General features: G+C 67.5%; 26 protein-coding genes. 6 read left to right on the top strand and 20 right to left on the bottom strand.

All coding sequences use genetic code 11. From position 1 onward, the window contains the following. Positions 1-77: 77 nt before the first annotated feature. From lpxK to VOI27_RS14665, 4 genes are all read right to left on the bottom strand, one after another. On the bottom strand, positions 78-1,067 hold the full coding sequence (gene lpxK / locus VOI27_RS14680) for a tetraacyldisaccharide 4'-kinase (RefSeq protein ID WP_323766109.1): 990 nt from the start codon (positions 1,065-1,067) through the stop codon (positions 78-80). Continuing rightward, complete coding sequence (locus VOI27_RS14675) at positions 1,067-2,269, bottom strand: 3-deoxy-D-manno-octulosonic acid transferase (RefSeq protein ID WP_323766108.1); 1,203 nt, start codon at positions 2,267-2,269, stop codon at positions 1,067-1,069. Before VOI27_RS14675 ends, lpxK begins: the two co-directional genes overlap by 1 nt. Before the next feature lie 17 nt (positions 2,270-2,286). Then, complete coding sequence (locus VOI27_RS14670; protein WP_323766107.1) at positions 2,287-2,532, bottom strand: DUF4170 domain-containing protein; 246 nt, start codon at positions 2,530-2,532, stop codon at positions 2,287-2,289. Positions 2,533-3,137: 605 nt separating this feature from the next. Beyond that, on the bottom strand, positions 3,138-4,034 hold the full coding sequence (locus VOI27_RS14665) for a hydrogen peroxide-inducible genes activator (protein WP_323766106.1): 897 nt from the start codon (positions 4,032-4,034) through the stop codon (positions 3,138-3,140). A gap of 152 nt (positions 4,035-4,186) precedes the next feature. On the opposite strand from VOI27_RS14665, the gene katG reads away from it, so the two are divergent. After that, a complete protein-coding gene (gene katG / locus VOI27_RS14660) occupies positions 4,187-6,358 on the top strand; it encodes a catalase/peroxidase HPI (protein WP_323766105.1) in 2,172 nt (723 codons plus the stop codon). A gap of 300 nt (positions 6,359-6,658) precedes the next feature. On the opposite strand, the gene VOI27_RS14655 is transcribed toward katG, so the two are convergent. The 5 genes from VOI27_RS14655 to VOI27_RS14635 all read right to left on the bottom strand — a co-directional run bounded on the left by VOI27_RS14655 (position 6,659) and on the right by VOI27_RS14635 (position 11,909). Then, complete coding sequence (locus tag VOI27_RS14655) at positions 6,659-7,666, bottom strand: NAD-dependent epimerase/dehydratase family protein (RefSeq protein WP_323766104.1); 1,008 nt, start codon at positions 7,664-7,666, stop codon at positions 6,659-6,661. Positions 7,667-7,669: 3 nt separating this feature from the next. Beyond that, positions 7,670-9,001 carry a UDP-glucose/GDP-mannose dehydrogenase family protein gene (locus VOI27_RS14650; RefSeq protein ID WP_323766103.1) on the bottom strand — a complete coding sequence of 444 codons (1,332 nt, stop codon included), beginning with the start codon at positions 8,999-9,001 and terminating at the stop codon, positions 7,670-7,672. A gap of 90 nt (positions 9,002-9,091) precedes the next feature. Further along, entirely contained in the window at positions 9,092-9,544 is a 453-nt protein-coding gene (hpaR, locus tag VOI27_RS14645) for a homoprotocatechuate degradation operon regulator HpaR (RefSeq protein ID WP_323766102.1), read from the bottom strand. A 511-nt stretch (positions 9,545-10,055) separates the two neighbouring features. Beyond that, positions 10,056-10,718 (bottom strand): YggS family pyridoxal phosphate-dependent enzyme, encoded by a 663-nt coding sequence (locus VOI27_RS14640; protein WP_323766101.1) that lies wholly within the window; start codon positions 10,716-10,718, stop codon positions 10,056-10,058. 138 nt (positions 10,719-10,856) lie between these two features. Continuing rightward, positions 10,857-11,909, bottom strand: a complete 1,053-nt coding sequence (locus tag VOI27_RS14635; protein WP_323766100.1) for a porin — start codon at positions 11,907-11,909, stop codon at positions 10,857-10,859. A gap of 297 nt (positions 11,910-12,206) precedes the next feature. Between VOI27_RS14635 and VOI27_RS14630 the strand changes: the two genes are divergently transcribed. Beyond that, entirely contained in the window at positions 12,207-12,692 is a 486-nt protein-coding gene (locus tag VOI27_RS14630; protein WP_416374679.1) for a DUF3576 domain-containing protein, read from the top strand. A gap of 258 nt (positions 12,693-12,950) precedes the next feature. Here VOI27_RS14630 and speB read toward each other — a convergent pair whose 3' ends face one another. From speB to VOI27_RS14610, 4 genes are all read right to left on the bottom strand, one after another. Beyond that, positions 12,951-13,901, bottom strand: a complete 951-nt coding sequence (gene speB, locus VOI27_RS14625; RefSeq protein ID WP_323766099.1) for an agmatinase — start codon at positions 13,899-13,901, stop codon at positions 12,951-12,953. Position 13,902: 1 nt separating this feature from the next. Next, the gene (locus VOI27_RS14620; protein ID WP_323766098.1) at positions 13,903-14,775 is read right to left on the bottom strand and encodes an NlpC/P60 family protein; all 873 of its coding nucleotides are present in this window, start codon (positions 14,773-14,775) and stop codon (positions 13,903-13,905) included. Then, positions 14,772-16,184, bottom strand: coding sequence for a leucyl aminopeptidase family protein (locus VOI27_RS14615; protein WP_323766097.1), 1,413 nt, complete (start codon positions 16,182-16,184; stop codon positions 14,772-14,774). The genes VOI27_RS14620 and VOI27_RS14615 overlap by 4 nt, the downstream gene beginning before the upstream one ends. Before the next feature lie 82 nt (positions 16,185-16,266). Continuing rightward, entirely contained in the window at positions 16,267-16,647 is a 381-nt protein-coding gene (locus VOI27_RS14610; protein WP_323766096.1) for a hypothetical protein, read from the bottom strand. A gap of 149 nt (positions 16,648-16,796) precedes the next feature. Here VOI27_RS14610 and VOI27_RS14605 point away from each other — a divergent pair, with 149 nt between their 5' ends. Next, on the top strand, positions 16,797-17,450 hold the full coding sequence (locus VOI27_RS14605) for a carbonic anhydrase (protein WP_323766095.1): 654 nt from the start codon (positions 16,797-16,799) through the stop codon (positions 17,448-17,450). A gap of 16 nt (positions 17,451-17,466) precedes the next feature. Here the strand turns inward: VOI27_RS14605 and VOI27_RS14600 are convergent, their stop codons facing one another. Then, positions 17,467-17,820 carry a hypothetical protein gene (locus tag VOI27_RS14600; protein ID WP_323766094.1) on the bottom strand — a complete coding sequence of 118 codons (354 nt, stop codon included), beginning with the start codon at positions 17,818-17,820 and terminating at the stop codon, positions 17,467-17,469. A gap of 176 nt (positions 17,821-17,996) precedes the next feature. On the opposite strand from VOI27_RS14600, the gene VOI27_RS14595 reads away from it, so the two are divergent. Beyond that, positions 17,997-18,455, top strand: coding sequence for a hypothetical protein (locus tag VOI27_RS14595; protein WP_323766093.1), 459 nt, complete (start codon positions 17,997-17,999; stop codon positions 18,453-18,455). 54 nt (positions 18,456-18,509) lie between these two features. Here the strand turns inward: VOI27_RS14595 and VOI27_RS14590 are convergent, their stop codons facing one another. The 4 genes from VOI27_RS14590 to VOI27_RS14575 form a co-directional block, all read right to left on the bottom strand. Continuing rightward, on the bottom strand, positions 18,510-19,532 hold the full coding sequence (locus VOI27_RS14590) for an aspartate-semialdehyde dehydrogenase (RefSeq protein ID WP_323766092.1): 1,023 nt from the start codon (positions 19,530-19,532) through the stop codon (positions 18,510-18,512). Positions 19,533-19,701: 169 nt separating this feature from the next. Beyond that, a complete protein-coding gene (locus VOI27_RS14585) occupies positions 19,702-20,856 on the bottom strand; it encodes an MFS transporter (protein ID WP_323766091.1) in 1,155 nt (384 codons plus the stop codon). A 27-nt stretch (positions 20,857-20,883) separates the two neighbouring features. Continuing rightward, complete coding sequence (locus VOI27_RS14580; protein ID WP_323766090.1) at positions 20,884-22,074, bottom strand: TIGR03862 family flavoprotein; 1,191 nt, start codon at positions 22,072-22,074, stop codon at positions 20,884-20,886. 101 nt (positions 22,075-22,175) lie between these two features. Beyond that, positions 22,176-22,643, bottom strand: a complete 468-nt coding sequence (locus VOI27_RS14575) for a DUF1203 domain-containing protein (RefSeq protein ID WP_323766089.1) — start codon at positions 22,641-22,643, stop codon at positions 22,176-22,178. 127 nt (positions 22,644-22,770) lie between these two features. Between VOI27_RS14575 and VOI27_RS14570 the strand changes: the two genes are divergently transcribed. Together VOI27_RS14570 and VOI27_RS14565 are read left to right on the top strand one after the other, a co-directional pair. Beyond that, the gene (locus tag VOI27_RS14570) at positions 22,771-23,073 is read left to right on the top strand and encodes an HNH endonuclease (protein ID WP_323766088.1); all 303 of its coding nucleotides are present in this window, start codon (positions 22,771-22,773) and stop codon (positions 23,071-23,073) included. Between the two features lie 89 nt (positions 23,074-23,162). Further along, the gene (locus VOI27_RS14565; protein WP_323766087.1) at positions 23,163-24,008 is read left to right on the top strand and encodes a neutral zinc metallopeptidase; all 846 of its coding nucleotides are present in this window, start codon (positions 23,163-23,165) and stop codon (positions 24,006-24,008) included. A 197-nt stretch (positions 24,009-24,205) separates the two neighbouring features. Here the strand turns inward: VOI27_RS14565 and VOI27_RS14560 are convergent, their stop codons facing one another. After that, positions 24,206-26,170, bottom strand: a complete 1,965-nt coding sequence (locus tag VOI27_RS14560) for a sigma-54-dependent Fis family transcriptional regulator (protein ID WP_323766086.1) — start codon at positions 26,168-26,170, stop codon at positions 24,206-24,208. Positions 26,171-26,271: 101 nt separating this feature from the next. After that, complete coding sequence (locus VOI27_RS14555; protein WP_323766085.1) at positions 26,272-26,763, bottom strand: hypothetical protein; 492 nt, start codon at positions 26,761-26,763, stop codon at positions 26,272-26,274. Between the last annotated feature and the right edge of the window lie 116 nt (positions 26,764-26,879).

The raw sequence follows: 26,879 nt of genomic DNA, 5'->3' as shown, positions 1-26,879 counted from the left end.
CGGGGGCCGGTCGTGCCGGAGGCATGCCTTTGGCATGACGATCGCGCGGCGGCCTGCGGCCGTGGTCCGCCCGGCGACTACAACACTTGGTCCAACGCCCGCTCCAGAGCCGCATCCTCCGCAATCTCCAGCCGCACCGGCAAGGTCAGCACCTTTTGCCGAAACTCCGCCGGCAGCCGCACCGCGTCCTTCTCGGTACAGACCAGCTGCGCCCCCTGCGCCGTGGCCTCCGCCTCGAGCCGCGCCATCAGGGCGGCGGTCAGCGGCTGGTGATCCTCCAGAGCCTCGCCCCGCCGCAGATCCGCGCCCAGCCCGCGCAGGGTGGCAAAGAACTTCTCCGGATGGCCGATCCCGGCAAAGGCCAGCACCGGCAAGCCCTGCCAGTCCATCCCGGTCTGCAAGGGCTCCAGCCGGCCCGTCACATGCGGCAGCGTGATCGCCCCGCCCCAGGTTGCCAGAAACGCCGCCTGTGCCGCAGCGCCGCCAATCGACAACAGCAGATCGGCCCGCGTCAGGCCCGCCGCCACCGGCTCCCGCAACGGCCCGGCCGGCAGGCAGAGCCCGTTGCCGAACCCCTTGGCGGCATCGACCACGATCAACGACAGGTCCTTGGCCAGCCCGGGGTTCTGGAAACCGTCGTCCATCACCAGCACGTCCGCGCCCTCCGCCACGGCCAGCCGCGCCCCCGCGGCCCGGTCGCGCGCCACCACCACGGGTGCAAAGGCCGCGAGCAGCAGCGGCTCGTCGCCCACATCCGCCGCCCCGTGCCGTTTGGGATCGACCCGCACCGGCCCCTCGAGCGCGCCGCCATGACCGCGCGACAGCACGACAGGCTTGCGCCCCCGCGCCATCAGCCGCATCAGCAGGTCCATCGTGGTGGGGGTCTTGCCGGTGCCGCCGGCGTTGAGGTTGCCGACGCAGATCACCGGCACCGCGGCGCGCAGGTCGGGCGCGCGCGCCACCCGCCGCGCCGTTGCCCGGGCGGTCAGTGCACCCAGCGGCGCCAGCGCGCGGGCGGCGAGCGCCGGGCGCTCCGGCGGGGTGAACCAGAAACCGGGGGCGCGCATCAGGTCGCCTCGGCCAGATCGAGCGTATCCTGGATCAGGTCCATGATCCGATCCGAGACCTGCGCCCCTTCCGAGACGATTTCCCAGGCCGCCAGCGACATCGCCGCCGCGCGGTCGGGGGCCACCAGCTGCTTGAGCGCCGTGGTGAGCGTGTCGGTGTCGCGCACGATCCGCGCTGCGCCGGCCTCGGCGAGGCGCGAATAGGCGTGCAGGTGGCGGCCGATGTTGGGGCCGTAGAGGATGGCCGAGCCCAGCGCCGCCGGCTCGAACGGATCGCAGCCGCCGTGGCCGGCCACCAGCGAGGACGCCATGAAGGAAATCGGCGACAGCCGGTACCACAGGCCCATCTCGCCATAGGTGTCGGCCAGATGCACCTCGGTGGTCTCGTCGGGGAACTCGCTGTCGGACCAGCGGGTGAAACTCATGCCGCCGCGCTCCATCCGCCGGGCCATGTCGTCGCCCATCTCGGGCTTGTCCGGCACGATGATCAGCAGCAGCCGATGCGCCCAGGACGAGACCGCGCGATGGGCGCGCAGCACGGTGGTCAGCTCCTCGGGCTGCACCATCGCCGCCAGCCAGACCGGCCGGGTGCCGATCGATTTGCGCAGATCGACGAGGTCGGTCTGGTTGCAGCCAATGGCGGCGCTGCCCTCCTGCAGCGGGCCGGTGATGGTCAGGTCCTCCTCGGCCATGCCGAGCTTGCGCAGCCGCCGCGCGGCATTGGCGTCAGAGGCCATGACCACGGTGAAATACTCCAGAAGCAGCGGCGCCGGATCGGGCAGGAGCGGCACCGGGCGGGTATCGAACCCGTCCTCGCGCGCATCCACCAGGTAGAGCGCCAGACCGGCTTCGGCCACGGTCACTACATGCGAGGCAATCAGGTCGCCGCAGGTCCACAGGCAGATCTCGGGCCGCCAATGGCCGAGGAAATCGCGCATGTCCTCGGGGTGCACGCCGGGCGCGGGCACCATGATGATCTGTTTCTTCAGCCGCTTCGGCCCGGTCACGCCCGGCGCCAGGGTGACCAGCACAAAGGCATTGGCCCGCTGCGAGATCAATCGCGCGGCCAGTTGCATGATCGCCGAGATCCGCTCGCCGCGGGTGGCATGGACCCAGACCAGCAGCCCCTCGGGCCGGGGCGGATAGGTCTGCGCCTGCCGTTCGCGGCGCCGGGCCCAGGCCAGATGGGCCTGGACGGTCAATGGGCGCGGCTGGTCCGTCAGTTTTCGACCTCTTGGGTCGGCGAGGTCTCGGCCTCCTCGTCCAGCATCCGGTGCAGATGCGAGATGAAATAGCGCATGTGGGCATTGTCCACCGTGCGCTGGGCCTCGGCCTTCCAGGCGTTGTAGGCAGACTGGTAGTCGGGGAAAATCCCCACGACGTGGATGTCGTCGACGTTCTTGAAGGTGGTTCCCGTGGGATCGACAAGCTCGCCGCCAAAGACAAGGTGCAGACGCTGAGTCATTCTTGGCTCCTTCTGGCCGGTGATTTGCCCCAGACCCTACCCTCGCGCGGGCTGGGGTCAAGGTGCGGGGGTCTCGCCTCGGGATGCTTGGTGAAGGGTACGCCGCGAGAATACGGGTCGGTTTTCGGGATGACGGCGTGTGCGCCCGTCGCGGTCCCGGTCTCTGCGCCGGACCTCTTGCACTGAACGCCAGTTCGCCGGCTCGCGCGAGCCGGGCCAGCGGCTGCCCGCGGGGTGCCGCTCTGACGGCTCTGAATGGCAGTTTATCCCCGCAAAGCCCGTAGAACCTTCAGACGGAGCGCCTGCAGCAGCCAAAGCGGCAGCCCGTCACGCCAAAGGCGTGCCACGATCATCGGCGCACCACTGGTGCGACGGGGCGGGCAGCCGCTGGCCTCTCGCATTTTGCAGGCAAAGTGCTGTCTCTAGGCGTCTGCGCTGCAAACGCCGAGAGACCGGCGGCCGTCGGCCTTGTTCCGGGCCTTGGGGAACCCTTGCAAGGCAGCGCAATTGGAGGGTCGTGACACCGCCGCACCGGGGATACGCCGCAGGCGCAACCGTGGCACCCCCAACCGACCAGGAGGTCCCCGGGCAGGCCCGGGACGGGGTCAGCCTTCCCCCTGCCCGGCCGCCCGCACCACCTCGGCCAGTTCGCCGAGCTGCGTCGCAAGGGGCGAGGTCTTGCGCCAGATCATGCCGATGGTGCGGCTGGGTCGGGCCTCGGTGAAGGATTGCACCGCCACATCCGCCGAGCGTGTCTCGACCGCCACCGCCATCTCGGGGATCAGCGTCACCCCGATCCCCGCCCCCACCATCTGCACCAGCGTCGTCAGCGACGAGCCGTCGAGCCCGTCCCGCGACAGCGCCGAGCGGACGTTGCAGAAGCTCAGCGCCTGATCGCGAAAGCAGTGCCCCTCCTCGAGCAGCAACAGGCGCATCTCGCGCAGCCGCTCGCGGTCGGGCACCGGCTTGCCGGCATCGGCACTGGGCCGCACCAGCATGAACTCCTCGGTGAACAGCGCCACTTCGGTCAGCCCGCTCTCCGAGATCGGCAGGGCGACGATGGCGCAGTCGATCCGGCCGCCGGTCAGCTCCCCGATCAACGTCTCGGTCAGGGTCTCGCGGATGTGAAGGTCGATGCCGGGATAGCCCTGCGTGAGCGCGCCGATCACCCGCGGCAAAAGATACGGCGCCACCGTCGGGATCACCCCGATCCTGAGCCGGCCCACCAGCCGGCCGCGGGTCGCCCGCGCCACCTCGCCCAGCTCATCGACCGCGCCGAGGATGTCACGCACCCGCGGCGCCAGCGCCGCGCCGAACCCGGTCAGCCGCACCTGACGGGTGCCGCGCTCGAACAGCGGCGCGCCCAGCGTCTCTTCCATGTCCTTGATCTGCACCGACAAGGCCGGCTGCGACACCGAACACGAGGCCGCCGCCTGGCCGAAATGGCCGTGCCGCGCCAGCGCCTCGAAATAGCGCAGCTGTCTCAGGGTCAGGTTGTCCATAGGTTTTTCTTATCAGAACAATCCGTAAATACAATTTTCTTGTATCAAGATCCTTTGCTAGCCTCGCGTCACACCTTCCGGATTCGCCGCCCCGCGCGGCACCTCCGGGGGCCCGACAACCTGTGAACACTGCCAACGATGGGAGAGACCTGATGGACGGTAACGATATGGGCAAATGCCCGGTGATGCATGGCTCGAGCCCGGCCGGGCGCCGCGCCCGCGACTGGTGGCCCAATGCGCTCAACCTCGACATTCTGCACCAGCACGATGCCAAGGTGAACCCGATGCCCAAAGGGTTCGACTACCGCGAAGAGCTCAAGAAGCTCGATGTCGAGGCCCTGAAGAAAGACGTCGAGGCGCTGCTTACCGACAGCCAGGACTGGTGGCCGGCGGACTGGGGCCACTACGGCGGGCTGATGGTGCGGATGGCCTGGCATTCGGCCGGCTCCTACCGCCTGTCCGACGGTCGCGGCGGCGGCAACACCGGCAACCAGCGCTTCGCGCCGCTGAATTCCTGGCCCGACAACGTCAGCCTCGACAAGGCCCGCCGCCTGCTCTGGCCGATCAAGAAGAAATACGGCAACCGGATCTCCTGGGCCGATCTGATGCTGCTGGCCGGCACCATGGCCTATGAATCAATGGGCCTGAAGACCTTTGGCTTTGCCTTCGGCCGCGAGGACATCTGGCACCCCGAGAACGACGTGTTCTGGGGCGAGGAACAGGAATGGCTGGCGCCGTCCGACAGCCGCTACGGCGATCTGGAAGACCCTGGCACCATGCACGGGCCGGTGGCCGCGGTGCAGATGGGGCTGATCTACGTCAACCCCGAGGGCGTCAACGGCAACCCCGATCCGGCCCGCACCGCGCTGCATGTGCGCGAGACCTTCAAGCGGATGGCGATGAACGACGAGGAAACCGCAGCACTGACCGCCGGTGGCCACTCGGTGGGCAAGGCGCATGGCGCGGGCGATGCCTCGACCCTTGGGCCTGATCCTGAAGCGGCGGGCGTCGAGGCGCAGGGCTTTGGCTGGGTCAACCAGAACCAGGGCGGGCTGGCGTCCAACGCGATCTCCTCGGGGATCGAGGGTGCCTGGACGGCGGAGCCCACAAAGTTCGACATGGGCTATTTCGACATGCTCTTCGGCTATGACTGGGAGCTGACGAAATCCCCCGCCGGCGCGCACCAGTGGAAGCCGGTGGACATTGCAGAAGACCATATGCCCGTCGATGCCTCCGACCCCACGAAACGCGTGATGCCGATGATGACCGACGCCGACATGGCGATGAAGGTCGATCCGATCTACAACGAGATCTGCCAGAAGTTCATGGCCGATCCGGAGTATTTCAAGGACACCTTCGCCCGCGCCTGGTTCAAGCTGACCCACCGCGACATGGGGCCCAAAGTGCGCTATCTCGGGCCGGACGTGCCGGAGGAAGAGCTGATCTGGCAAGACCCGGTGCCGGCCGGCGCCACCGGCTATGACGTCGCCGCGCTGAAGGCAAAGATCGCCGACAGCGGGCTGTCTGTAGGCGAGCTGGTCTCGACCGCATGGGACAGCGCGCGCACCTTCCGCGGCTCGGACCTGCGCGGCGGCGCCAATGGCGCGCGCATCCGCTTTGCGCCGCAAAAGGACTGGGCAGGCAACGAGCCGGAGCGTCTGGCCAAGGTGCTCGATACACTGGAGCCGTTGGCGCAGGCGGCCGGGGCCTCGCTGGCCGACACCATCGTCCTGGCTGGCAACGTGGGCCTCGAGCAGGCGATCAAGGCCGCCGGCCTGAGTGTCGACGTGCCCTTTGCCCCGGGCCGGGGGGACGCCAGCGAAGAGATGACCGATGCCGAGAGCTTCGAGCCGCTCGAGCCTTTCGCAGACGGCTATCGCAACTGGCTGAAAGAGGACCTGGGCGTGCCGCCGGAAGAGCTCTTGGTCGACCGCACCCAACTTCTGGGTCTGACCGCGCCGGAGATGACCGTCCTGGTGGGCGGCATGCGGATGCTGGGCACCAACCACGGTGGCAGCAAGCATGGCGTCTTTACCGACCGCGAAGGCGCGCTGGTGCAGGATTTCTTCGTCAACCTGACCGACATGTCGAACCGCTGGGAACAGAAGGCCGACGGCTCTTACGCGATCATCGACCGCGCCTCGGGGGCCGAGAAATGGACCGCGACCCGGCTTGACCTGGTGTTCGGGTCGAACTCGATCCTGCGGGCCTATTGCGAGCTCTACGCCCAGAACGACAACGCCGAGAAATTCGCGCGTGATTTCGTGGCGGCCTGGACCAAGGTGATGACCGCCGACCGCTTCGATCTCGATCAGGCGGCGTAAGGACAGCGCCCCGTCCGCTCTCGCGGGCGGGGCTTTCCAAGGCGCGGTGCCCTCCACCGCCCTCATCCCGGACTTGAGACGGCAGCTCTTTGCATCAGCGTTGAGGCCCCGGATCACGTCCGGAGCGAGAGCGCTCTGGGACGCCACGCGTGTCCTGATTTCGCTGGCGGGTGGCGCAGAGCCTGCGTGTTCGACCGGAGATGGCCGTTAAACCGCCCCGTCCCGGACCTGATCCGGGACCTCCCCCGGCGCCACGACGAGGCCCCGGATCAAGTCCGGGGCGCGCGATGACCGCAGAAACTAAACGCCGTAATACTCCCGGTACCAGTCCACGAACTTCACCACGCCCTCGCGCACGCCGGTCTGCGGCCGGTGCCCGGTCAGCGATTGCAGCAGCGAGGCATCGGCCCAGGTTGCCGGAACGTCGCCGGGCTGCATCTCCATGAAATTCTTCCGCGCCTTCTGGCCGATCGCCGCCTCGATCGCCTCGATGAAGGCCATCAGCTGCACCGGCTCGGAATTGCCGATGTTGACCACCCGGTAGGGGGCCACCGGTGACAGGCTGTCGCCCTCGGGCACCGGATCGTCCGACCGCTCGGGCACCGCGTCGATCAGCAGGCGGATGCCCTGCACGAGATCGTCGATATAGGTGAAGTCGCGGCGCATGTCGCCGTGGTTGTAGACGTCGATCGGGTCGCCGTTGAGGATGGCCTTGGTAAACTTGAACAGCGCCATGTCGGGCCGGCCCCACGGACCATAGACCGTAAAGAAGCGGAACATGGTGATCGGCAGGTGATAGAGATGGGCGTAGGAGTGGCCCATCGCCTCGTTGGCCTTCTTGGTGGCGGCATAGAAGGACATCTGCGTATCGGCCTTGTGCCCCTCGGCATAGGGCATCTCGGTATTGGCGCCATAGACCGAGGAGGTCGAGGCCATCAGCAGATGGTCCACCGGCGTTGCCCGCACTGCCTCGAGCAGGCGGAAGGTGCCGATCAGGTTGGCCTCGACGTAGCTCTCGGGGTTGTCGATCGAATAGCGCACCCCGGCTTGCGCGGCGAGATGCACGATCACGTCCGGGGTCTCGGCCGCGATCAGCTCGTGCAGCACGCCCTCGCGCTCGATCCGGTCATTGACGGCGCGAAAGCCCGGGGTCTGCAGCAGCATCGCCTGCCGGCGCTGCTTCAGCGTGACGTCATAGTAGTCGGTCATCGCGTCGAGACCCACCACCTCGTAGCCATCGGCGAGAAGCCTTTGGCAGAGGTGGAAGCCGATGAAGCCGGCCGAGCCGGTGACCAGCGCCTTGGGCATGGTTCAGCCCGCTCGGGCGCTGGCTTCGCGGCCGCGCCCGATCGAGGTGTACTCGGTAAAGCCTGCGCCGCTGGCGACCTCTTCGGAGTAGATGTTGCGCAGATCGGCCATCCGCGGCGAGGCCATGCTGCCGGCGATCCGCCCCAGATCGAGGGCGCGGAACTCGTTCCACTCGGTCAGGATCACCACCAGGTCGGCCTTGTCCGCCGCCTCATAGGCATCGGCGCACCAGTCCACGCCGGGCAGCAGCGCTTCGCCCTCGTGACGGCCCTGCGGGTCGGTGACGCGCACCTTGGCTCCGCCGCCCACCAGCGCCGGCACGATGGTCAGCGAGGGCGCGTCGCGCATGTCGTCGGTATTGGGCTTGAAGGTCACGCCGAGCACCGCGACGGTCTTGCCGTTGAAGCTGCCGTCGCAGAGGTCGCGCAGCTTCTCGACCATGCGGCGCTTGACTTCTTCGTTGATCTGGATGACCGCCTCGGTGATCTGCATCGGCGCGGCATGTTCCTGGCCGATCCGGGCCAGCGCCTTGGTGTCCTTGGGAAAGCACGAGCCGCCATAGCCCGGCCCGGCATGCAGGAACTTGTTGCCGATGCGGCCGTCGAGCCCCATGCCCTTCGACACCTGCTTGACGTCGGCGCCGACTTTTTCGCACAGCGCGGCGATCTCGTTGATGAAGGTGATCTTGGTGGCGAGAAAGGCATTGGCGGCGTATTTGATCATCTCCGCCGACTCGAGATCGGTGGTGACGATCGGGAAATCGCGCAGGAAGAGCGGCCGGTAGATCTCGGCCATGACCTGCGCCGCGCGGTCGGTCTGGACACCGACGACGACCCGGTCGGGCTTCATGAAATCGTCGATCGCCGCCCCTTCGCGCAGGAACTCGGGGTTCGAGGCGACGTCGAACTCGAGCTCCGGATTGGCCGCTGCCAGTTCCTGCGCCACCTTGCGATTGGTGCCCACCGGCACGGTCGACTTGGTGACGACGACGATGTAATCCTTGGCGGTCTCGGCAATCTCGCGCGCGGCGGCCATCACGTAGGTCAGATCGGCATGGCCATCGCCGCGCCGGGTGGGGGTGCCGACGGCGATGAACACCGCCTCTGCACCGTCCAGCGCCTCGGCGAGATCGAGGGTGAAGGTCAACCGGCCGGCGTCGACATTGGTGGCCATCAGACGGTCGAGACCGGGCTCGAAAATCGGCACCTTGCCGGCCTTGAGCATCTCGATCTTGCGCGGATCCTTGTCCACACAGACCACCTCATGGCCGAAATCCGAAAAACAGACGCCGGACACGAGGCCCACGTAACCGGTGCCGAGCATTGCGATCTTCATGAAAACCTCCGAACTGAATGCCTGACGTTCTGCGTCAGCCGGGGCGGCGATGCAAGATCAAACCCTGCGCCGGCCGAGCTGCGAGAGGGCTCACATGCGGATGATGTCATCCAGGATCGCGACCAGGGTCCTGACCTTCTCTTCCCCCAGCGCCTCGGCGAACTCGGCCGAGATCTCGCGCGCCTTCGGGGCATTCCTGACCAGCACCTGATGGCCGGCTTCGGTGATCGAGACCACCTGCTTGCGACGGTCGGTGGGGTTGGTGCGGCGGCTGACATAGCCCTTTTCCGACAGGTTCTGCACGATCCGCGTCTGGCTGGGCATCAGCAGGCTGGCGCGTTCCGCCAGCTTGGTGGCGTCCTGCGGACCGAACTCCTCGAGCACCCTGAGGATGCGCCATTGCTGTTCGGTCAGGCCGGTGGCCTGCAGCGCCTCGCGGATCGGGATCATCAGGCGTTCGCGCGCGCGCATCAGGGCAATCGGAAGGGATTCGTCGGTCGGAGGCAAATCGACCGGCGGCAAATCTGTGGCGTCGCGCGTCATGTTCACTCTCTACTCCCTGCCAGGTCATCGGACCACGAACTGGTGCCAGATGCACCAATTTCGCTTCCGTAAGCTGCGACAGCGTAATGCGCAAGTCTCTGGTTTGCTCGGGAATTCGACCGGGTTGCAGCAATACGCCGCATCTTCCCAAGGCCCCGGAAAGAGAGCGCCAGCCACCTGCGGCCGGTATCGCCTTGGCACGGGGTTGCTGCCCACAGCCAAGGTGCCTGCCAGCGGCTCAGGACGGCTGAGAACGGCTTGGCCATGAAGGCGGACGACCGCTCCCCCAGTCGTCCGCCGACGGTCCGTCCCGTGAATGATAAGCCTGTCACAGCTCGGAGGGACCGTCAGGTTCCTTGACCGCCCCGGTGTCTCTCCGGGATCGCAGTGCGGCAGGAGCCCCATACGACACTTGTCGCATGTGCCGATACCAAATGCTTCGGTGCGCCCGGATGGCCACATGTTCAAAAGGATAGGTCGCCTATACCGCCGTATAGGATCACCGCCTGGCTCAGCTGGCCGGCGGGGCCGGACGGTCGCCGAAAATCGCCGAGCCGACGCGGACATGGGTGGCCCCGAGCGCGATGGCGGTCTCGAAATCGCCGGACATGCCCATCGACAGCCCGCCCAGCCCGTTGCGGGCGGCGAACTTGGCCAGCAGCGCGAAATGCAGGCTCGGGGTCTCGTCGACCGGGGGGATGCACATCAGCCCGCGCACCGGCAGGTCGAGCGACCGGCATTCGGCGACAAAGCCGTCGATCTCCGAGGGCAGCACCCCGGCCTTCTGCGGCTCTTCGCCGGTGTTGACCTGGAGGAAGAGCTCGGGGCAGTGGCCCAACTCCTGCGCCAGCCGGGCCAGCGTCTGCGCCAGCTTGGGGCGGTCGACGGAATGGATGGCCTGCGCCAGCTCCATCGCCTGACGGGCCTTGTTGGTCTGCAGCGGTCCGATGATGTGCAGCTCGATGCCGTCAAAGCTGTCGCGGAAGCCGGGCCATTTGCCGGCGGCCTCCTGCACCCGGTTCTCGCCGAAGCAGCGATGTCCCTGCTCCAGCACGGCGGCCACGCGGTCGTCGGGCTGTTTCTTGGAGACCGCGATCAGCCGGGTGGCCCCGGTCTCGCGGCCGGCCGCGGCCTCGGCCTTGTGCATCCGTTCGATGATCTCGGTCAGTCCCATGGCGTGCATCCTGTCTGTCTGCCCCGTTGCTATCACTGGCGCAGGGCCAAGGAAAAGGGGGGGGGGCGACAGGCTGTGCCACAAAAGAAAAGAGCGGGCCCGAAGACCCGCTCTTTCCTGATTAGGCTGGAGCCGTTCTTAGAACGACATTGCCAGACCGACGGACCAGCTGTTGCCGTTCTCGTCGTCACCGGTGGTGGTGAACTGGTCGTTGACAGTCGAGTTGCCGTAACCCGCTTTGGCCGACAGGCCGCCGCCGAGGTCATAGGACGCCGCGATGCCGAAGCCCGAGGTGTACTCGTCGCCGTCCAGCATGTACTGGCCGAAGTTCACGCCAACTGCCAGAGCGTTCATCTCGTAGCCGAGGCCCAGAGCGCCGTGGGTGGCTTCGTCGCCGTCGATGTCCAGCTTGGTGTAGGACGCCGCAGCGGACACGCCGTTGGCGAAGCCTGCGTCAACCGACAGACCAACAACCGAAGCATCGGCGTTGGTTGCAACCGGCAGACCGCCGAAGTTGATGGTGTTCACATCAGCCACAGCTTGGTAACCAAGACCGACGCCCAGGGCGACGCCCGAGAACTCGCCGGAGTAACGGACACCGAGACCCCAGACCGGGTCATTGTTGCCGGCGTCGTCGATTTCAGCCGACAGCGATGCGGTGACGCTGTTGAAGGCATAGTCGAAACGCGCGATCTGACCGTCGTAGAAACCGTCGAGACCGTTGTTGCCGAAGCCACCGAAGGCCACGTGCTCTTCGTTGTCGCCGATGGAACCGCCGGCCAGGTTGGTTTCTTTCAGCGCCTGGTCGAAGGCACCGTTGGTGTCGCCCATGGTCAGGGTCGCGCCGCCAGCGGAGACGAACATGGCCACGCCACCGTCGTCTGCGTTGTTCTGGGTCGCGTTCGACACTGCGCCGCCTTCGTCGAGGTCAACGGCTGCACCGAAGGTCAGGCCATTGTCGGCAGTGCCGGACATGGAGAAGGTGACGTCGATGTCGGTGAAGAACTGGGCTTCGACATCGGTGGTGCCGGTGGCGAGCGGACCGACAAAGTTGATGTTCTCGCCGCCTTGGATACCCATTTCGGCCAGGCCGGTGATGTCGATGGTGCCAGCGCCGGAGCCGGTGACTTCAGCGGAAGCGAAGCCGGCGGTTGCGACCAGTGCGGTGGTTGCAAACAGAATGTTTTTCATTGTTTCCCTCATGTGTCTTGTGCACGTACCAAACCGGTCGCCCGGCCTTGATGAGCCTCTCTTGCACCCTCCGGCCCGGTCGATGCAAGCGCGGCCCGAAACTGTGGCGGCAACAAGGCCATGAGTGATGCGCTTTTGTCACAAGAAACCCGCCCCCCGCACGAGCCCCGGCCAGTGCGCCCCTCCCGGCATGGGAAAATGGCGAGAATGGGATTGCGAATGAGGATCTTGTCGTCTCTGGCGCCGGCTTGTATTGAGGGCCTGACGTCACCGAAACCCACCGGCCAGGAGCGCTCCATGACCGCCAATTCCAGAAAAGCCGCGATCCTTCTGGCGGCCGCCATGCTGGCGCTGACGGCCTGTGGCGCGCAGTTCGGCCCCGGCCGCGACCCGCAGGAAGTGCTCGACCAGGAACGCTATGGCGATCGTGGCGCGCCGCGCTCCACCTTGTGGGATTTCTTTCGCGGGCCGCAGGATCGCGCGCGCATCGGCAAGGTGAACAAGTACATCTGGAATGCCGCGCTCGAGGTGCTGGACTTCCTGCCGGTCTCCTCGGTCGATCCCTTTACCGGGGTGATCACCACCGGCTATGGCACCCCGCCGGGCGGCGGCCGCGCCTATCGCGCGACGATCTATGTCACCGATCCCGCGCTCGACGCCCGCTCGCTCAATCTCGCGCTGCAGACCCGCGCCGGCCCGGTCTCGGTCGAGACCGCGCGCGCCATCGAGGACGCGATCCTGACCCGGGCGCGGCAGCTGCGGGCGCTCGACACGCGGCTCTGATCCGCGCCTCCGCGCCGCAAGGCTCTTCGACAGCTGAATTTTCTGCCACGGCGGCCTGCCGGGTCTTGGTGCCGTGTTCGCCACGCCCGCGCGTGTCTGCAGGTCCACATTTCGTCACGCCTGCGCGTGCCGACAGGTCCATATTTCGTCACGCCTGCGCGTGCCGACAGGCCGAGGGGCTTTGCCCCCCGGACCCCCCAAGGGTATTTTTGAACAGAAGAAGCAGGGGACGTTCGGGGCGGGCGGGGTGATCCGGGCTCAGGCGGTCATCACGCAGAGCAGTTCGAACATCAGCGAGGCCCCGAGCCAGGCGGTGGCGCCACTGGCGTCGAAGGGCGGCGAGACCTCGACCAGGTCGGCGCCGACGATGTCGAGCCCGGCGAGGCCGCGCACCACCTGCAGCGCCTGGAAGCTATTCGGTCCGCCGACCTCGGGGGTGCCGGTGCCGGGCGCGAAGGCCGGGTCGACGAAATCGATGTCGTAGCTGACATAGACCGGCGCCTCGCCGACGATCTCGCAGGCTTCGGCCATCACGTCGGTCACACCGCGGGCAAAGAACTCCTCGATCGGGATCACCCGCACGCCCGCCGCCCTGGCGAAATCGCGGTCCTCGAAATCATAGGCGGTGCCGCGAATGCCGATCTGCACCACGCGGGTCGGGTCGAGCAGCCCCTCCTCGATGGCGCGGCGGAACGGCGTTCCATGGGTGTACAGGGTGCCGCCGAAATAGCTGTGGAAGAGGTCGGTATGAGCGTCGAAATGCACCATGCCGAGCGGCCCGTCCTCGGCCAGCGCCCGCAGCACCGGCAGCGAGGTCAGGTGATCGCCGCCGGCGGTCAGCGGCCGGATGCCGGCGGACGCCAGCCGCCGGTAGAAGGCGGTGATCCGGTCCATGGAATCGTCGATATCGGCCGGGTTGATGCCCACGTCGCCGAGATCGGCGCAGTTGGCGGCCTCGAAAGGACGCGTCCGGGTGGCGGCGTTTTCCGCCCGGATCATCGTCGAGGCGTCGCGCAGCTGCCGCGGCCCGTGGCGCGGACCGGGCCGGTTGGTGGTGCCGCTGTCCCAGGGCACGCCGATCAGACCGATGTCGACCGCGTCGAATCGGGGATGGCCGGGCTCGACCACCGGCAGGCGCATGAAGCTCGGCACGCCGGCAAAGCGCGGCAGCTCCATGCCGGAGACGGGGGTGAAGAAATCTGCTGTCATCTCAGGGGCTTTCCAGACGGGCGCGGCGGGTGACCGGGCCATCGCCCTGGGCCTCGATGCGGGCGATGGCGGCCTGAAGCGGCTCATGCGCCACCGCCATGTGGTGAGCATTGGCATGCAGCAGCAGGTCCGCGCCAGCCACCCAGCCGACATGGCCTTTCCAGAACAGCAGATCGCCACGGCGCAGCGACGCGTCCTCTGGCAGGGTCTGGCCGAGGGCGGTTTCCTGCAGGTCGGAATCGCCGGGGCAGGCAATGCCGCAGGCCAGGCAACCGGCCTCGACCAGCCCGGAACAGTCGATGCCGAAGACGGAATTGCCGCCCCAGAGATAGGGTGTGCCGAGAAGACGCTCGGCCACCGCGACCGGATCGGTCTCGCGCCGGTCAAGCGGCACGAGATGGGCGCTGGGCACCCAGGCGCGGGAGGGGCCGCCGGCCGCGCCTGCGCATAGGGCGATCTCGGTCCAGTCGCCGCGCGTATCGCCGGCGGCAACCTGCGCGCCGAAGGACAGCAGCAAGACTTCGTTGCGGGCCTTGAGATCGGGCGCGGCCTTGCACCAGGTCAGCCGCGCGGCAACCCGGTGGGTCGGCGCAGGCCGATCACGGGCGAGACAGCTCGTGTCGACATGGCCGACGTAGCCGTTGTGCTCGCAAAAGCCGAAGGCCAGGCGGCCCCGGATCTCGAGCACCCGGAACCCTTGGCCAAAGAGCAGCTCGCGCTCGCGCTTCGCGCCGTCGGCGTCGCTGATCACTGCCGTTCCGGTCACCACCTGCCAGCTCTCGCCCTCGGTGAAGCGATCGGCGGTGACCTGCCCCGCGAGCGAGACATGCGCCACCCGGCCGTTGGATTTCAGCACCCGCGGGTCCTGCATCATTCGGCAGGCTCCAGCCCCAACAGATCCGGCAACGCCGCGAGGATCGCGCGCGCGCCCATCCCGATGCCGCCCTTGGGACGGGCGGGCTTGGCCTCGGGCTGCCAGCCGTAGATGTCGAAATGGGCGTAGCGGGTGTCTTCGTTGACGAAGCGGCGCAAGAACAGCGCGGCGGTGATCGAGCCGGCAAAGCCGCCCTTGGGCGCATTGTCGAGATCGGCGATGCCGGGTTCGATCATGCTCTCGTAGGGCGCCCAAAACGGCATCCGCCAGAGCGGGTCCTGGGCACGTTTGCCGCCGGCCTCCAGCGCCGCGGCGGTGGTGTCATCGGTGTAAAAGGGCGCCAGGTCAGGGCCCACCGCGACCCGCGCGGCGCCGGTCAGCGTCGCCATCGAGATCACCAGGTCGGACGGCTCCTCGCAGGCCAGCGCCAGCGCATCGGCCAGCACCAGCCGACCTTCGGCGTCGGTGTTGTTGATCTCGACCGTCAGCCCCTTGCGCGAGGTCAGGATGTCGCCGGGACGGAAGGCGCCGGCCGAGACCGAATTTTCCACCGCCGGGATCAGCACCCGCAGCCGCAGCGGCAGATCCAGCGCCATGATCATCCGCGCCAGTCCCAGTACCGTGGCCGCGCCGCCCATGTCCTTCTTCATCAGGCCCATCGAGGCGCCCGGCTTGAGATTGAGCCCGCCGGTGTCGAAGCACATTCCCTTGCCCACCAGAGTGACCTTCGGGCCGGTCGTGCCCCAGGCCATGTCGATCAGCCGCGGCGCGCAGTCCGAGGCGCGGCCGACGGTGTGGATCAACGGGAAATTCTCGGCCAGAAGCTCGTAGCCGCCGATCACCGCGCAGCTGGCGCCAAAGTCGTTCGCCAGCGCCGCGGCGGCGGCCTGCAACCCGTCGGGGGTCATGTCGTTGGCGGGCGTGTTGATCAGGTCGCGGGTCAGCGCCTCGCCGGCGGCGATCGTCTCGATTCGGGCAGTGTCGACACCTTCCGGGGCGACCAGACGCACCTGTCTGACGGGTTTTTCCTTGTACCGATCAAAGCTGTAGCCGGCCAGCAGCCAGCCCAGCAGCTCGGCCTCGATATCGGCCGGGTCCTGCGGCAATCCGCTTTCGATGTGATAGGTGCCGGCGGGCAGGTTCTGCGCCACGGCCGCCAGGGCAAAGCGTCCGCGGGCGCGGTCCTTGGCGCTGCCGACGCCGCCCAGGGCGGCCTCTGGCGTGCCTTCCTCGCCCGGGAACAGCAGCACCTGGCCGGGCCCGGCGGCAAAGCCGTTGGCCTCGGCCCAGCCGCGCGCGCCCGGTTCCTGCGCCAGCCGCCAGCCGTCGAAGGCCTCGGCGGTGAGCAGAGCGAGCGGGATCGAGGCCGCATCGGCCTCGGCGAATGTCAGGGGATTGTCCTGCGACATGGATAGTCTCCGGCGAATGGGTTTCGCCGCAGCCTAGCCGTCCGGCGCGCACCTGCAAGGGCAGAGGCGCGGGGTGTGCCGCCTAGACCATGAATTCCTGCAGGTCCCAGATCGCGGTCAGCGAACCCTCGCCGGTGCGGGCCAGGCGCGACAGGGTGGCCGCCGTCGCCACGGCATCGTTCTGGTCGATGCAGGCGCAGACGTCGCGCGCCACCGCCGAGAGCGCCACCATGCCGATCTGATCGGCGATCTTGGCCAGCGAGCGCAGGCATTTGCGCATCTCGGCCAGGTCACCGCGCTTGTGCAGCTTGTTGGCATAGGACAGCCGCACGGCAATTTCCTCGAGCGCACGGCAGACCACGTCCTCGGCCCCGGCATCGCCCATGCGGTGATAGAGGTCCTCGATCCTTTGCTGGTCGAGCCTGACACCTTCTTCGTAAGCAAGCATTCTGATCTGTTCCACGGTTCCCACCTTTGTTCCACGCCCCCACGGCTGTGGCCAACATGAGGCCAAAGGGTTTGCAAAACCTTGAGGTCGATCGATGATTTCGCTCGAATTCTCGGCAGTTCCGGCGTATGACCCTTGCGCAGATCGAAGACCGGAGACTGCCCATGGAACATGCCAAGAGCCTGCCGAAATATCTGGTGCAACGCTATCAGGGATGGAAGGCCACCGATTACGCCGAAAACGCCGCCTGGTACCGCCGGCTTGCCACCGAGGGGCAGCGGCCCCGCGCGATGGTGATTTCCTGCTGTGACAGCCGGGTGCACGTGACCTCGATCTTCGGGGCCGATACCGGAGAGTTCTTCATCCACCGCAACATCGCCAACCTGGTGCCGCCCTACGCGCCCGACGGCGATCACCACGGCACCTCCGCGGCGGTGGAATATGCCGTCACCGCGCTCAAGGTGGCGCATCTCATCGTGCTCGGGCATTCGCAATGTGGCGGGGTGCAGGGCTGCATCGACATGTGCAACGGCCGGGCGCCGGAGCTCGACAAGCCCAATTCCTTTGTCGGGCGCTGGATGGACATCCTGCGGCCGGGCTATGAGACGGTCAAGGATGCGCCCGAGGGCGAAGACCAGGCCCGCGCGCTCGAGAAGCGGTCGGTGGTGATCTCGCTCGAGAACCTGATGACCTTCCCGTTCATCGAAGAGCGGGTCAGGAGCGGCGAGCTGTCGCTGCACGGGCTCTGGACCGGCATCGGCGAAGGCGCGCTCGAGGAATACAACCCCGCCTCAGACCAGTTCCGGCCGGTGGGCTGACCCTGTCGGGCGGGGCTCAGGCGAGCAGGGTGCCGCGGCCCCGTCCATCGGTCGAGGCCAGCACCTTGGCACGGCCCAGCCGGTCGCTCAGCGCGCGCAGCGGGTGACCGAGATACTTGCAGGAGCAGATCCGCTCGCCGCTTTGCCGGTCGGTCAGGACCAGCCGGCCCTGATGAAAGCCGAGGCCGAAGCCCTTGCGCGCCAGCTTGCGCCGCAGGGCGGTCCAGCTAGTTGCCTGTTGGAATACCGGCGAGAGTGTCGCGCGGAGCAGAACACCGGTTTCGCAATCAAGCCGATTGCTGCTTTCCGGACCCCGCCAGCGGATCTGTGACGGACCGGCCTCGGCGGGGATTTCAATGTGTTGTACCATACTCATAACCTCCTACGCACCTAGGGTGGTCTTCGATTGTGGCAACACCGTGTCGAATGTTTTCAAGTATTGCGGAAAGCTGACCTAAAGCAACAGATTGTTTCCCCGTGGTGAATATTGCGTGAAGAAACGGAGCGTTAACCGGCGGTTTACCGGTATTGTGCAAGTTGTCCGCCATGACGATGCAACGCCTCACCCTTTCTTTGCCGGCGCCGATGCTGCGGGCGGCGGAGCAGCTTTCGGCGCGGCGCGACGTGAGCCTCGGTCAGGTGGTCCGCGATGTACTGGCGGCAGAGCTGCGCCGGGCCAGCGCCCCGGCGAAGACGTCCGTCAGGACGGAGGAGCGGCTCCTCGCGCCCTTGCGGGCGCTCCTCGCCGCCGATCTCGGCCAGGCGCGGGACTGGGGCAATCTGCAGGCCCGGCTGCGGGCCAAGGGCTTTGCCCTGCGCGAGGCCGGCGGCGGGCTGGCGCTGCACGACTGGCCGGAGGGCCGGCGGCTCTGCAAGGCCTCCGAACTGGGCCACAGCTATGCCAGCCTGATGCGGCGGTTCGATGCGCCCTTCCCCGGCCATGCCCACCGCCACCTGGTGGCCCGGCACCTTGGCAGGCGGGACGATGTGATCGAGCCCTTCTGACATGCAAAAGGGCCGCACGTGGCGGCCCTCTGTCTCGGACTCTCCCGGTGGAGATCAGCCTTTCTTCAGCACCCGGTTGCCCAGCGTCTCGGCGATCTGCACCGCGTTGAGCGCCGCGCCCTTGCGCAGGTTGTCGGACACGCACCACAGGTTCAGACCGTTCTCGATCGTGCTGTCCTGGCGGATGCGGCTGATGAAGGTGGCGAAATCGCCGACGCATTCGACCGGCGTGACATAGCCGCCGTCCTCGCGCTTGTCGATCACCATGATGCCGGGCGCCTCGCGCAGGATGTCGCGTGCCTCGTCCTCGTCGACGAATTCCTCGAACTCGATGTTGATCGCCTCGGAGTGGCCGACAAAGACCGGCACCCGCACGCAGGTCGCGGTGAGCTTGATCGCCGGATCGATGATCTTCTTGGTCTCGGCGACCATCTTCCACTCTTCCTTGGTCGAGCCGTCGTCGAGGAAGACGTCGATATGCGGAATGACGTTGAAGGCAATCTGCTTGGGATAGACCTTGCGCTCGTAGTTGTCGGTCGGGTTGTAGACCGCCTTGGTCTGGTTCCAGAGCTCGTCGATGGCCTCCTTGCCCGAGCCCGAGACCGACTGGTAGGTCGAGACCACGACGCGCTTGATCCGGGCGCGGTCATGCAGCGGCTTCAGCGCCACCACCATCTGCGCGGTCGAGCAGTTGGGGTTGGCGATGATGTTCTTCTTGGAATAGCCCTCGATCGCCTCTGGGTTCACCTCGGGCACGATCAGCGGCACGTCCGGGTCGTAGCGGTAGAGCGAGGAGTTGTCGATCACCACGCAGCCCGCTGCCGCCGCGATCGGGGCATATTTCTTGGTGGCCTCGGAGCCGATGGCAAACAGCGCCATGTCCCAGCCAGCGAAGTCGAAGCCCTCGATGTCCTTGGTCTTGAGCGTCTTGTCGCCAAAGCTCACCTCGGTGCCGAGCGACCGGCGCGAGGCCAGCACTGCGATCTCGTCGACGGGGAAGCCCCGTTCGGCGAGGATGTTGAGCATTTCGCGGCCCACGTTGCCGGTGGCGCCTGCGACGACGATACGATAACCCATCGGTTCCTTTTCCTTCGTCTCGGTTTGAATGGGGCGCCTGATACAGGGTTGCGGCCGGTTGTTAAAGCGGATTCGCCGGCGCGCCCGTGGCCGGCGGCGCGACGGGGGCTCTGCCCCCCGGCCTGCGGCCGCCCCCCGAGGGTATTTTTGAACAGAAGAAGCAGGGGGATCAGTCGAGACGGTCGCGGCTGAACAGGTAGGGGATCATCCCGGCGAGGGTGATGACCGCGAAGATGGCGAAGACCGGGGCGTAGCTGGCGGTGGTTTCGTGCAGCCGGCCGGTGATGACCTGGAAGATGCCGACGCCGGCGATGCCGAAGAGGTTCATCAGGGTGACGCCGCGGCCGACCAGGTGATCGGGGGCGTAGCTGCGGCCGTGGGCCAGGATCAGCGGGAAGGTCATGCCGAAGAAACCGATCAGGCAGAACAGCGCGATGGCGCCCCAGAGCCCCGGCGCCGGCCAGAGCCAGAGCGCGGCACAACCCAGCACCACCAGCGCATTGCCCGGCAGGACCACCCATTTGCGGCTGCCCAGCCAGCGGTCGAGCGGGCCGTAGGCGAAGGTGCCGGCGATCATCGCCACGCCCATCACCAGGGTGGCCAGCCCCACCGGGTTGGGCGTCAGCCCGTGGACGTCGCGCAGGTAGGGCCCGATCCAGACCGCGCGCAGCCCGCCCGAGGCCGCGTAGTTGACGAACATCATCGGAAAGATCAGCCAGAGCGCCGGAATGCGCAGCAGGTCGAGCACCGAACCGCGCTGGCCGGTCTCGGCCCGGGGCGGATCGCGCACCAGGACGGCGAGCCCCAGGGCGATGGCCAGAGCGGCCGCCGCCAGGGTCCAGAGGGTCTCGCGCCAGCCGGTCGCCTCGACCAGCAGGGTCAGCGGCAGGGTGCCGGCGAGGTTGCCGAGGGTGCCGATGCCCAGCACCGTGGCCGCCAGAGAGGCAAAGATCGCCGGCCGACAGGTGCGTGCGAAGATGTAGTAGGAGGCCATCAGCACCGGCGAACAGCCCAGCCCGATCAGCCCCATGGCCAAGGTCACATGCAGCGGGCTCTGCGCCAGGGCGAAGGCCGCAGCGCCCCCTGCCCCGCCGAGGGCGAAGAGCACCGCCGCGGTGCGCCGTGGCCCGATCCGGTCGAGCGCCGCGCCCACGGGGATCTGCATCAGCGCGAAGACCAGAAACCAGGTGCCGGACGCGGTGGCGAGATCATCGGGGCGGGCGCCGATGTCACGCTCGAGCACCTCGGCCAGCACGGCGAGGAACGAGCGAAAGAACTGGCTGAACACATAGCCCAGCGTCAGCAGGATCAGACCGGCGTTCATGTGACCTCCCTGGAAACCCGGACTGGATTACACAGGGCGCGGGCCGAGGCAAGCCGCGGCCTGCGCCCCCGCCCAGGCGCCGGTGGCGAGGCAGGCGGTCAGCAGGTAGCCGCCGGTGGGGGCCTCCCAGTCGAGCATCTCGCCGGCGACGAAGGTGCCGGGGCGGGCGATGAGCTCGAGCCCCGGGGTCAGGGCCGCGAAGCTGACGCCGCCGGCAGTGGAGATCGCCTCGTCGATGGGCCGCGGGCCGGCGTGGCGGATCGGCAGCCGCTTGATCAGCCGGGCCAGCGCCCGCGGATCTTGTGCCAGCGGCTGGCCGAACTCCAACAGCAGCGCCTGCTGCACCGGGTCGAGACGGGCCTGCTTGCGCCGGAAGTTCGCCGCCGACATCTTGCCGCGCGGTTTGCCAAGTCGCCGGGCGAGCGCCGCCTCCGGGCTGTCGGGGGCGAGATCGACGGTCAGTGGCGCGCCGTCGCGCACCGCGGCCGAGATCGCGTAGATGCCGCCGCCCTCGAGACCGCGCTCCGAGATCACCGCCTCGCCGCGGCTGGTGGTGCCGCCGGCCTGCCAGGCGACGCCCTTGACCGGCTGGCCGAAGCGCGCGGTCATATGGTCCGACCAGGCGACGCGAAGCCCCATGTTGGCCGGCTTGAACGGTGCCAGCGCCACCCCCCGGGCACGTAGGAGATCGGCCCAGTCGCCGTCCGAGCCGAGCCGCGCCCAGCTCGCACCGCCCAGTGCCAGCACCGTGACCCCGGCGTCGATCCGCTGGCGGCCCTCGGGGGTGTCGAAAACCGCCGCCACCCCGTCCCAGCCCTGCCAGCGCCAGCGGGTGCGGCGGCTGACGCCCTCACCGTCGAGCTGCGCCAGCCAGGCGCGCAGCAGCGGCGAGGCCTTCATCGCGCGCGGAAAGACCCGCCCGCTGGGGCCGGTAAAGAGCGGCTGGCCCAGCGCCTCGGCCCAGCGCTGCGCCGCATCCGGGCCCCATGCCGCGAGCATCGGGCGCAGGGCGGCGGCGCGGTCGCCAAAGGCCGCAAGGAAGGTCTCGAAATCCTCGGACTTGGTCAGGTTGAGCCCGGACTTCCCCGCCATCAGGAACTTGCGCGCCACCGAGGGCTTGTGCTCGGCCAGCAGCACCCGGTGGCCCGCCTGCGCCAGCCGCTCGGCCGCCATCAGCCCGGCGGGGCCGCCGCCGATCACCAGCGCCGGCACCTTCAAGGCGCGGCGCTCCGGCGTCCAAGATCGCTCACCATGTCCGTCCCCCTGATCATGGCGCCCCTGATGCCGCGCGCCGCCGCCGGTGGCAAGGCCGGAGCGTTCTATCCCCGCGTGGCGCGACCGGCAAAGCAGCCGGGGCCGGCATAGTGGATATGGACGACCTCGACAGCCCGGTCGTCGAACATCGCCTCGAGCGCATTGGCCAGCCCGGCGCCTTCGGTCACCTCGGCGCGCAGCATCATCCGGCCGGCATCGAAGCCGCGCAATGACAGCAGGCGGTGGCGCATCACCGGCGGCACCTCGCCGGGCGCCGGGTGGGCCTGTTCGGCGCCTTCGCGGACAAAGATCGCATGGGTCGCCGCATAGGGCGTGTTGCCATCGAGATGGCGGTAGTTCAGCAGCAACAGCCGCTCGCCCACCTCAGCGTCTTGCAGGCTGACGCGGCAGGGGTATCCGGGCTTGGCATCGGCCACCCGGCGGAGGGCGCGCTGCGCCAGCAGGGCCGCGTCGCTCAGCTCGAAGAGCGGGGCGAACCAGGCGTAGTCCATCGCATGGATCCGGAAGGTCATGGCTCGGCCTCTCGCATGTCTGTGGCTCAGGTATCACAGGGCCTTGAGGAGGGGGCAATCCGTTTCCTGCGCCTTGCGCGCGTCGGGGGCTGTTTCCGCGGCCGCGGGGCGCTAGAGTTGTCGCAGGATGACCGACACGCCCGACCCGATCTGCCCGCTCTGTCTTCGCCCGATCCCGCCGGGTGCGAAACAGTCGCTGCACCACCTGATCCCGAGGCTCAAAGGCGGCAAGCGCGGCCCGACGGTGCGGCTGCACCAGATCTGCCACAACGAAATTCATGCGACCCTGACCGAGGCCGAGCTGGCGCGGGACTTCAGCACCCCCGAGGCGCTGCGTGCCCATCCGCGGCTGGCGGCCTTCCTGCGCTGGGTGGCAAAGCGGCCGCCGGAGTTCCACGCACGCAGCGCCGGCGGGCGGCGCAAACGCTGAATGCAGGGAACCGCCGGCGGGGTTCGGCCGTTGACCCGGCGGATTGCGCCGCCCTCCCCGGCGCACCCGCCACAGCGAGGAGAGAGCCCATGCGCCTGAGAGGCACCCGCGTCAGCCGCAATATCGAGGACCGCCGCCGCCGGGGGGGTGGTGCCAAGGCCGGCGGCATTGGCGGCGTGGGGCTGCTGGTGGTGCTGGCGATCGGCTATTTCACCGGCATCGACGTGACGCCGCTGCTGCAGGGCACCGGGCTGACCCAAAGCCCATCCAGCGCCACACGCGAGATCTCGCCCGAGGAGGAGCGCGCCGCGCAATTCACCGCGCAGGTTCTTGCCACCACCGAAGACGTCTGGACCGACATCTTCCCAGAGCAGATCGGCCAGGCCTATGAGCCGCCGGTGCTGGTGCTCTATTCCGGCGTCACCCAGTCGCCCTGCGGCGGGGCCAGCGGGGCCACCGGGCCGTTCTATTGCCCGGCCGACGAGAAGGCCTATCTCGACACCGCCTTCTTTGCGACGCTGTCGCGCGAGTTGGGCGCCGGTGGCGATTTCGCCGCCGCTTATGTGATTGCCCATGAGGTGGCGCATCACGTGCAGAATGAGCTCGGTATCCTGGGGCAGGTGCAACAGGCCCGCCAAAGCGCGAGCCAACGCGACGCCAATGCGCTGACGGTGCGGCTGGAGCTGCAGGCGGATTGCCTGTCCGGGGTCTGGGCGCAATCGGTGCAAGGGATGCTCGAGCCCGGCGACATCGACGAGGCGCTCAATGCCGCGCGGCGAATCGGCGATGACTATCTGCAACGCCGCGCCGGACGGGTGCCGAACCCGCACAGCTTCACCCACGGCACGTCAGAGCAACGCTCGAGCTGGTTCGCACGCGGTTACGACAGCGGCAGAGTGGCCGACTGCGACACGTTTTCCGCCGAGCGGCTGTGAGACCGGCTGCATCGCGGCACGGGTGTCGTGCCGCGATGCGGCGATGCGGTCTCGGGCACAGAGGGTGGCACGTGCGGCGCTATTGCGTGTCAGGCGGCTTCCAGAGAACACGGATGGAAGGCTGGGCGTTTCAGCCCACACGCGACCATCCCTCATCAGCCCGGTCCTCACGTCATAGACCAGCCTCCACTTTAACTTCAGGCTTTCTGGATCCGGTATCGCTTCATCTTGCGATACAGCGTGGGACGAGAGATCCCCAGTACTTGCGCCACGCGTGTCAGGTTGCCGTTCTCGGCTGAAATGGTGCGCCGGATGGCGCTCGCTTCGATGCTTTCCAAGTCGCCGGAGTGACCTCCGAGGATATGCACCAGCGAATCCTCGCCGTCGGCCTCGAAATCGTCGAGGATCTCGGGCGGCAGATCGCGCTCGGTCACCACACTGTCGGACTTGATCAGGTAGAACCGCTGCACCACGTTGCGCAGCTCGCGCACGTTGCCCGGCCACTGGTAGCGTCGCAGCAGGTTCTGGACCTTGTCGGTAAAGGTCATCGGCGGCTGACCCGTTTCTGTCGCGTAGTGCTGCGAAAAGTGGTCCAGCAAGGCGATCACGTCGTCGCCGCGTTCGCGCAGCGGCGGCACCTCGATGGTCATCACCCCGAGCCGATAGAACAGGTCGCGGCGGAAGTTTCCCTTCTCGATTTCCTGGCGCAGGTCGCGGTTCGTCATCGCCACCAGACGCACGTCCACCGGGCGGCGCGTGCTGCAGCCGATGCGGTAGATCGCCCGCTGTTCGAGCGCCCGCAGGAGGTAGGGCTGCAGCTCGATCGGCATGTCGCCGATCTCGTCGAGGCAGAGCACGCCGCCCGAGGCCTGCTCGAACTTGCCGGCGCGCCCGCCCTGCGCCGCGCCGGTGAAGGCGCCGGTGGCATAGCCGAACAGCTCGGCGCCGATCAGGTCGCTGGAAATCGCGGCGCAGTTGACCGGCACATAGGGCGCCTTGTCGTCCGACAGACGGCTGTGGATCAGCCGCGCAAAGAGCTCCTTGCCGACGCCGGTTTCACCGTGGATCAGCACCGAGACATTGGCCAGCGCGGCCCGTTCCGCCAGCCCCATGGCATCGACCATCTTGGGCGAAGAGCCGACAATCTGGATCTGGTCTTCGACGACGTTGGCGCGCGGCTTGATCGTGCAGGTCTCGCCCTGGCGCTGAACCCGGTTGCGGTCGCGCAGGAACAGCGCCGCGCCGCGGAACACGCCCTCGAGCTTCAGCCTTTCGATGCCCTCGGCCTCGACGTTCAGCGGCAGCAGTTTGGGAATGTCCTGATCCGAGAGTCCGGCCAGCTTGGGCAGCAGCTTGTGGCCCACCGACAGCTCCTTGGCGCGCTGCAGCATCTCCTTGTCGAAGCCGCGACGAAACAGCACCCGGCCGGTCTGGTCGACCAGCACCACGCTGTCGTGCGCGCGGCTGTAGTCCGACATCAGGAAGGCTTCGAGCAGCTGCGTGCGCTCGACCTGCTTCTGCTCGGCCAGCGCGATCTCGATCTCGCGCGCGGCGGCCAATACCAGTGCCACGTTGTGTTGGCGGAAAATCTGTGGCGGACCGGAGAGATCCACCACGCCGATCACCGTCTGGGTAAAGGGGTCGAAGATCGGCGCCCCGGCGCAGGTCCAGGCCTGCACGCCCTCGGCAAAATGCTCTGACGCATGGACGTAGGCCGGCTTGCCGGTCTTGAGCGCGGTGCCGATGCCGTTGGTGCCGATGGTCTTCTCGCTCCAGTCACCGCCCAGTTCGAGATGAATTTCCTGGCCCTCGTCCAACACATGCGCATCACCGATGGCGTCGATGATCACACCGTGGTCGTCGGCGAGGATCAGGATGGTGCGGGCTTCCTTCAGATGCGGCTCGAGCCGCTTGAAGGCCGCCGAGGCCGCCTTGCGCAGCGCCGCGTTGCGCTCGCGGCGGAGGTGGAGCTGATGATCGTCATAGACCTTGCGCGACGCCACGCTGGCGGCGTCCACACCGGATTCCCGACTGCGGCGCCAGGACGCGAGTATTTCGTCGCGCACCTTTCGGGGCCGGTCCTCGACCTCGGTTCCGGCGGACACGAAGCGCTCCCAGGCTTCGCGCGTGTCGGTGTCCGAATAGCTGGAGTTGTCAGGCAATCCACCGGTCCTCTTGCTTTTCGATTTTGTCATCGCGGCCCCTCTGCCAGGCCTTGTTGCATGTCCTTCGTCGGTTACGGGAAAACTACGCTGTGGGTTGGTCAGTCGCTGCGCGGCACGAGCAGCTCCTCGAGCCGGTCCGCCAGATCGCGATCATTGAAATCGCCGGTGATCTCTACGCCATCGAGATCCGCCAGAGTGGCGTGCATCTCGTCGTCGAGCGGCGAAAGGAACCCGTTGGCCCCTGTCGCCAGCACGAACCGCTTCGCCATAAAGCCGCCGCGGATCTCGCCCAGCATCTGCAACTGTCGCCCGGTCGATCTGTCGACCAGAACCACGCGGTTGTTCAGGCTCACCTTGACGTAGGGTTCGGGCACATCGCTCGAGACCCTTGCCTTGAGATCGTGAATGATCAACCCGTCAGGCTTGGGCGCCTCCCTGCGCCTTGCCTGATCGGCCTGCATCTTGCTGAAGCCGCCATTGCTGATCTGGTCCGCGAGCTTGCGGATCGTCCCGGCGTTCTCCTGCAAGACCCTGCGTGCCTTGACGTCTTCTAGACGCGGTCCCTCGCGCTTCGAGAAAATATCAACCACTGTCTTCCTCCCGTGTTCAATTGTTAGCAGAACGTTAACCTCGATGCCAAACCTTTAAGGTCGTAAACTCTTATTATGAACGGGTCCGGCGGGCCGTGTCGGCAAGAGGCCGCGCG

Source organism: Marinovum sp. (assembly GCF_034669705.1).
Lineage (GTDB): Bacteria > Pseudomonadota > Alphaproteobacteria > Rhodobacterales > Rhodobacteraceae > Marinovum.
The sequence above is the reverse complement of the archived record's forward strand: the minus strand, read 5'-3'. Positions and strand labels throughout refer to the sequence as shown.

What these genes read in the sequence shown, in the direction of transcription:
- lpxK (WP_323766109.1), bottom strand. Translation starts at nt 1,067, where the DNA reads ATGCGCGCCCCCGGTTTCTGGTTCACCCCGCCGGAGCGCCCGGCGCTC.
- VOI27_RS14670 (WP_323766107.1), bottom strand. Translation starts at nt 2,532, where the DNA reads ATGACTCAGCGTCTGCACCTTGTCTTTGGCGGCGAGCTTGTCGATCCC.
- VOI27_RS14665 (WP_323766106.1), bottom strand. Translation starts at nt 4,034, where the DNA reads ATGGACAACCTGACCCTGAGACAGCTGCGCTATTTCGAGGCGCTGGCG.
- katG (WP_323766105.1), top strand. Translation starts at nt 4,187, where the DNA reads ATGGACGGTAACGATATGGGCAAATGCCCGGTGATGCATGGCTCGAGC.
- VOI27_RS14655 (WP_323766104.1), bottom strand. Translation starts at nt 7,666, where the DNA reads ATGCCCAAGGCGCTGGTCACCGGCTCGGCCGGCTTCATCGGCTTCCAC.
- VOI27_RS14650 (WP_323766103.1), bottom strand. Translation starts at nt 9,001, where the DNA reads ATGAAGATCGCAATGCTCGGCACCGGTTACGTGGGCCTCGTGTCCGGC.
- hpaR (WP_323766102.1), bottom strand. Translation starts at nt 9,544, where the DNA reads ATGACGCGCGACGCCACAGATTTGCCGCCGGTCGATTTGCCTCCGACC.
- VOI27_RS14640 (WP_323766101.1), bottom strand. Translation starts at nt 10,718, where the DNA reads ATGGGACTGACCGAGATCATCGAACGGATGCACAAGGCCGAGGCCGCG.
- VOI27_RS14635 (WP_323766100.1), bottom strand. Translation starts at nt 11,909, where the DNA reads ATGAAAAACATTCTGTTTGCAACCACCGCACTGGTCGCAACCGCCGGC.
- VOI27_RS14630 (WP_416374679.1), top strand. Translation starts at nt 12,207, where the DNA reads ATGACCGCCAATTCCAGAAAAGCCGCGATCCTTCTGGCGGCCGCCATG.
- speB (WP_323766099.1), bottom strand. Translation starts at nt 13,901, where the DNA reads ATGACAGCAGATTTCTTCACCCCCGTCTCCGGCATGGAGCTGCCGCGC.
- VOI27_RS14620 (WP_323766098.1), bottom strand. Translation starts at nt 14,775, where the DNA reads ATGATGCAGGACCCGCGGGTGCTGAAATCCAACGGCCGGGTGGCGCAT.
- VOI27_RS14615 (WP_323766097.1), bottom strand. Translation starts at nt 16,184, where the DNA reads ATGTCGCAGGACAATCCCCTGACATTCGCCGAGGCCGATGCGGCCTCG.
- VOI27_RS14605 (WP_323766095.1), top strand. Translation starts at nt 16,797, where the DNA reads ATGGAACATGCCAAGAGCCTGCCGAAATATCTGGTGCAACGCTATCAG.
- VOI27_RS14600 (WP_323766094.1), bottom strand. Translation starts at nt 17,820, where the DNA reads ATGGTACAACACATTGAAATCCCCGCCGAGGCCGGTCCGTCACAGATC.
- VOI27_RS14595 (WP_323766093.1), top strand. Translation starts at nt 17,997, where the DNA reads ATGACGATGCAACGCCTCACCCTTTCTTTGCCGGCGCCGATGCTGCGG.
- VOI27_RS14590 (WP_323766092.1), bottom strand. Translation starts at nt 19,532, where the DNA reads ATGGGTTATCGTATCGTCGTCGCAGGCGCCACCGGCAACGTGGGCCGC.
- VOI27_RS14585 (WP_323766091.1), bottom strand. Translation starts at nt 20,856, where the DNA reads ATGAACGCCGGTCTGATCCTGCTGACGCTGGGCTATGTGTTCAGCCAG.
- VOI27_RS14575 (WP_323766089.1), bottom strand. Translation starts at nt 22,643, where the DNA reads ATGACCTTCCGGATCCATGCGATGGACTACGCCTGGTTCGCCCCGCTC.
- VOI27_RS14570 (WP_323766088.1), top strand. Translation starts at nt 22,771, where the DNA reads ATGACCGACACGCCCGACCCGATCTGCCCGCTCTGTCTTCGCCCGATC.
- VOI27_RS14565 (WP_323766087.1), top strand. Translation starts at nt 23,163, where the DNA reads ATGCGCCTGAGAGGCACCCGCGTCAGCCGCAATATCGAGGACCGCCGC.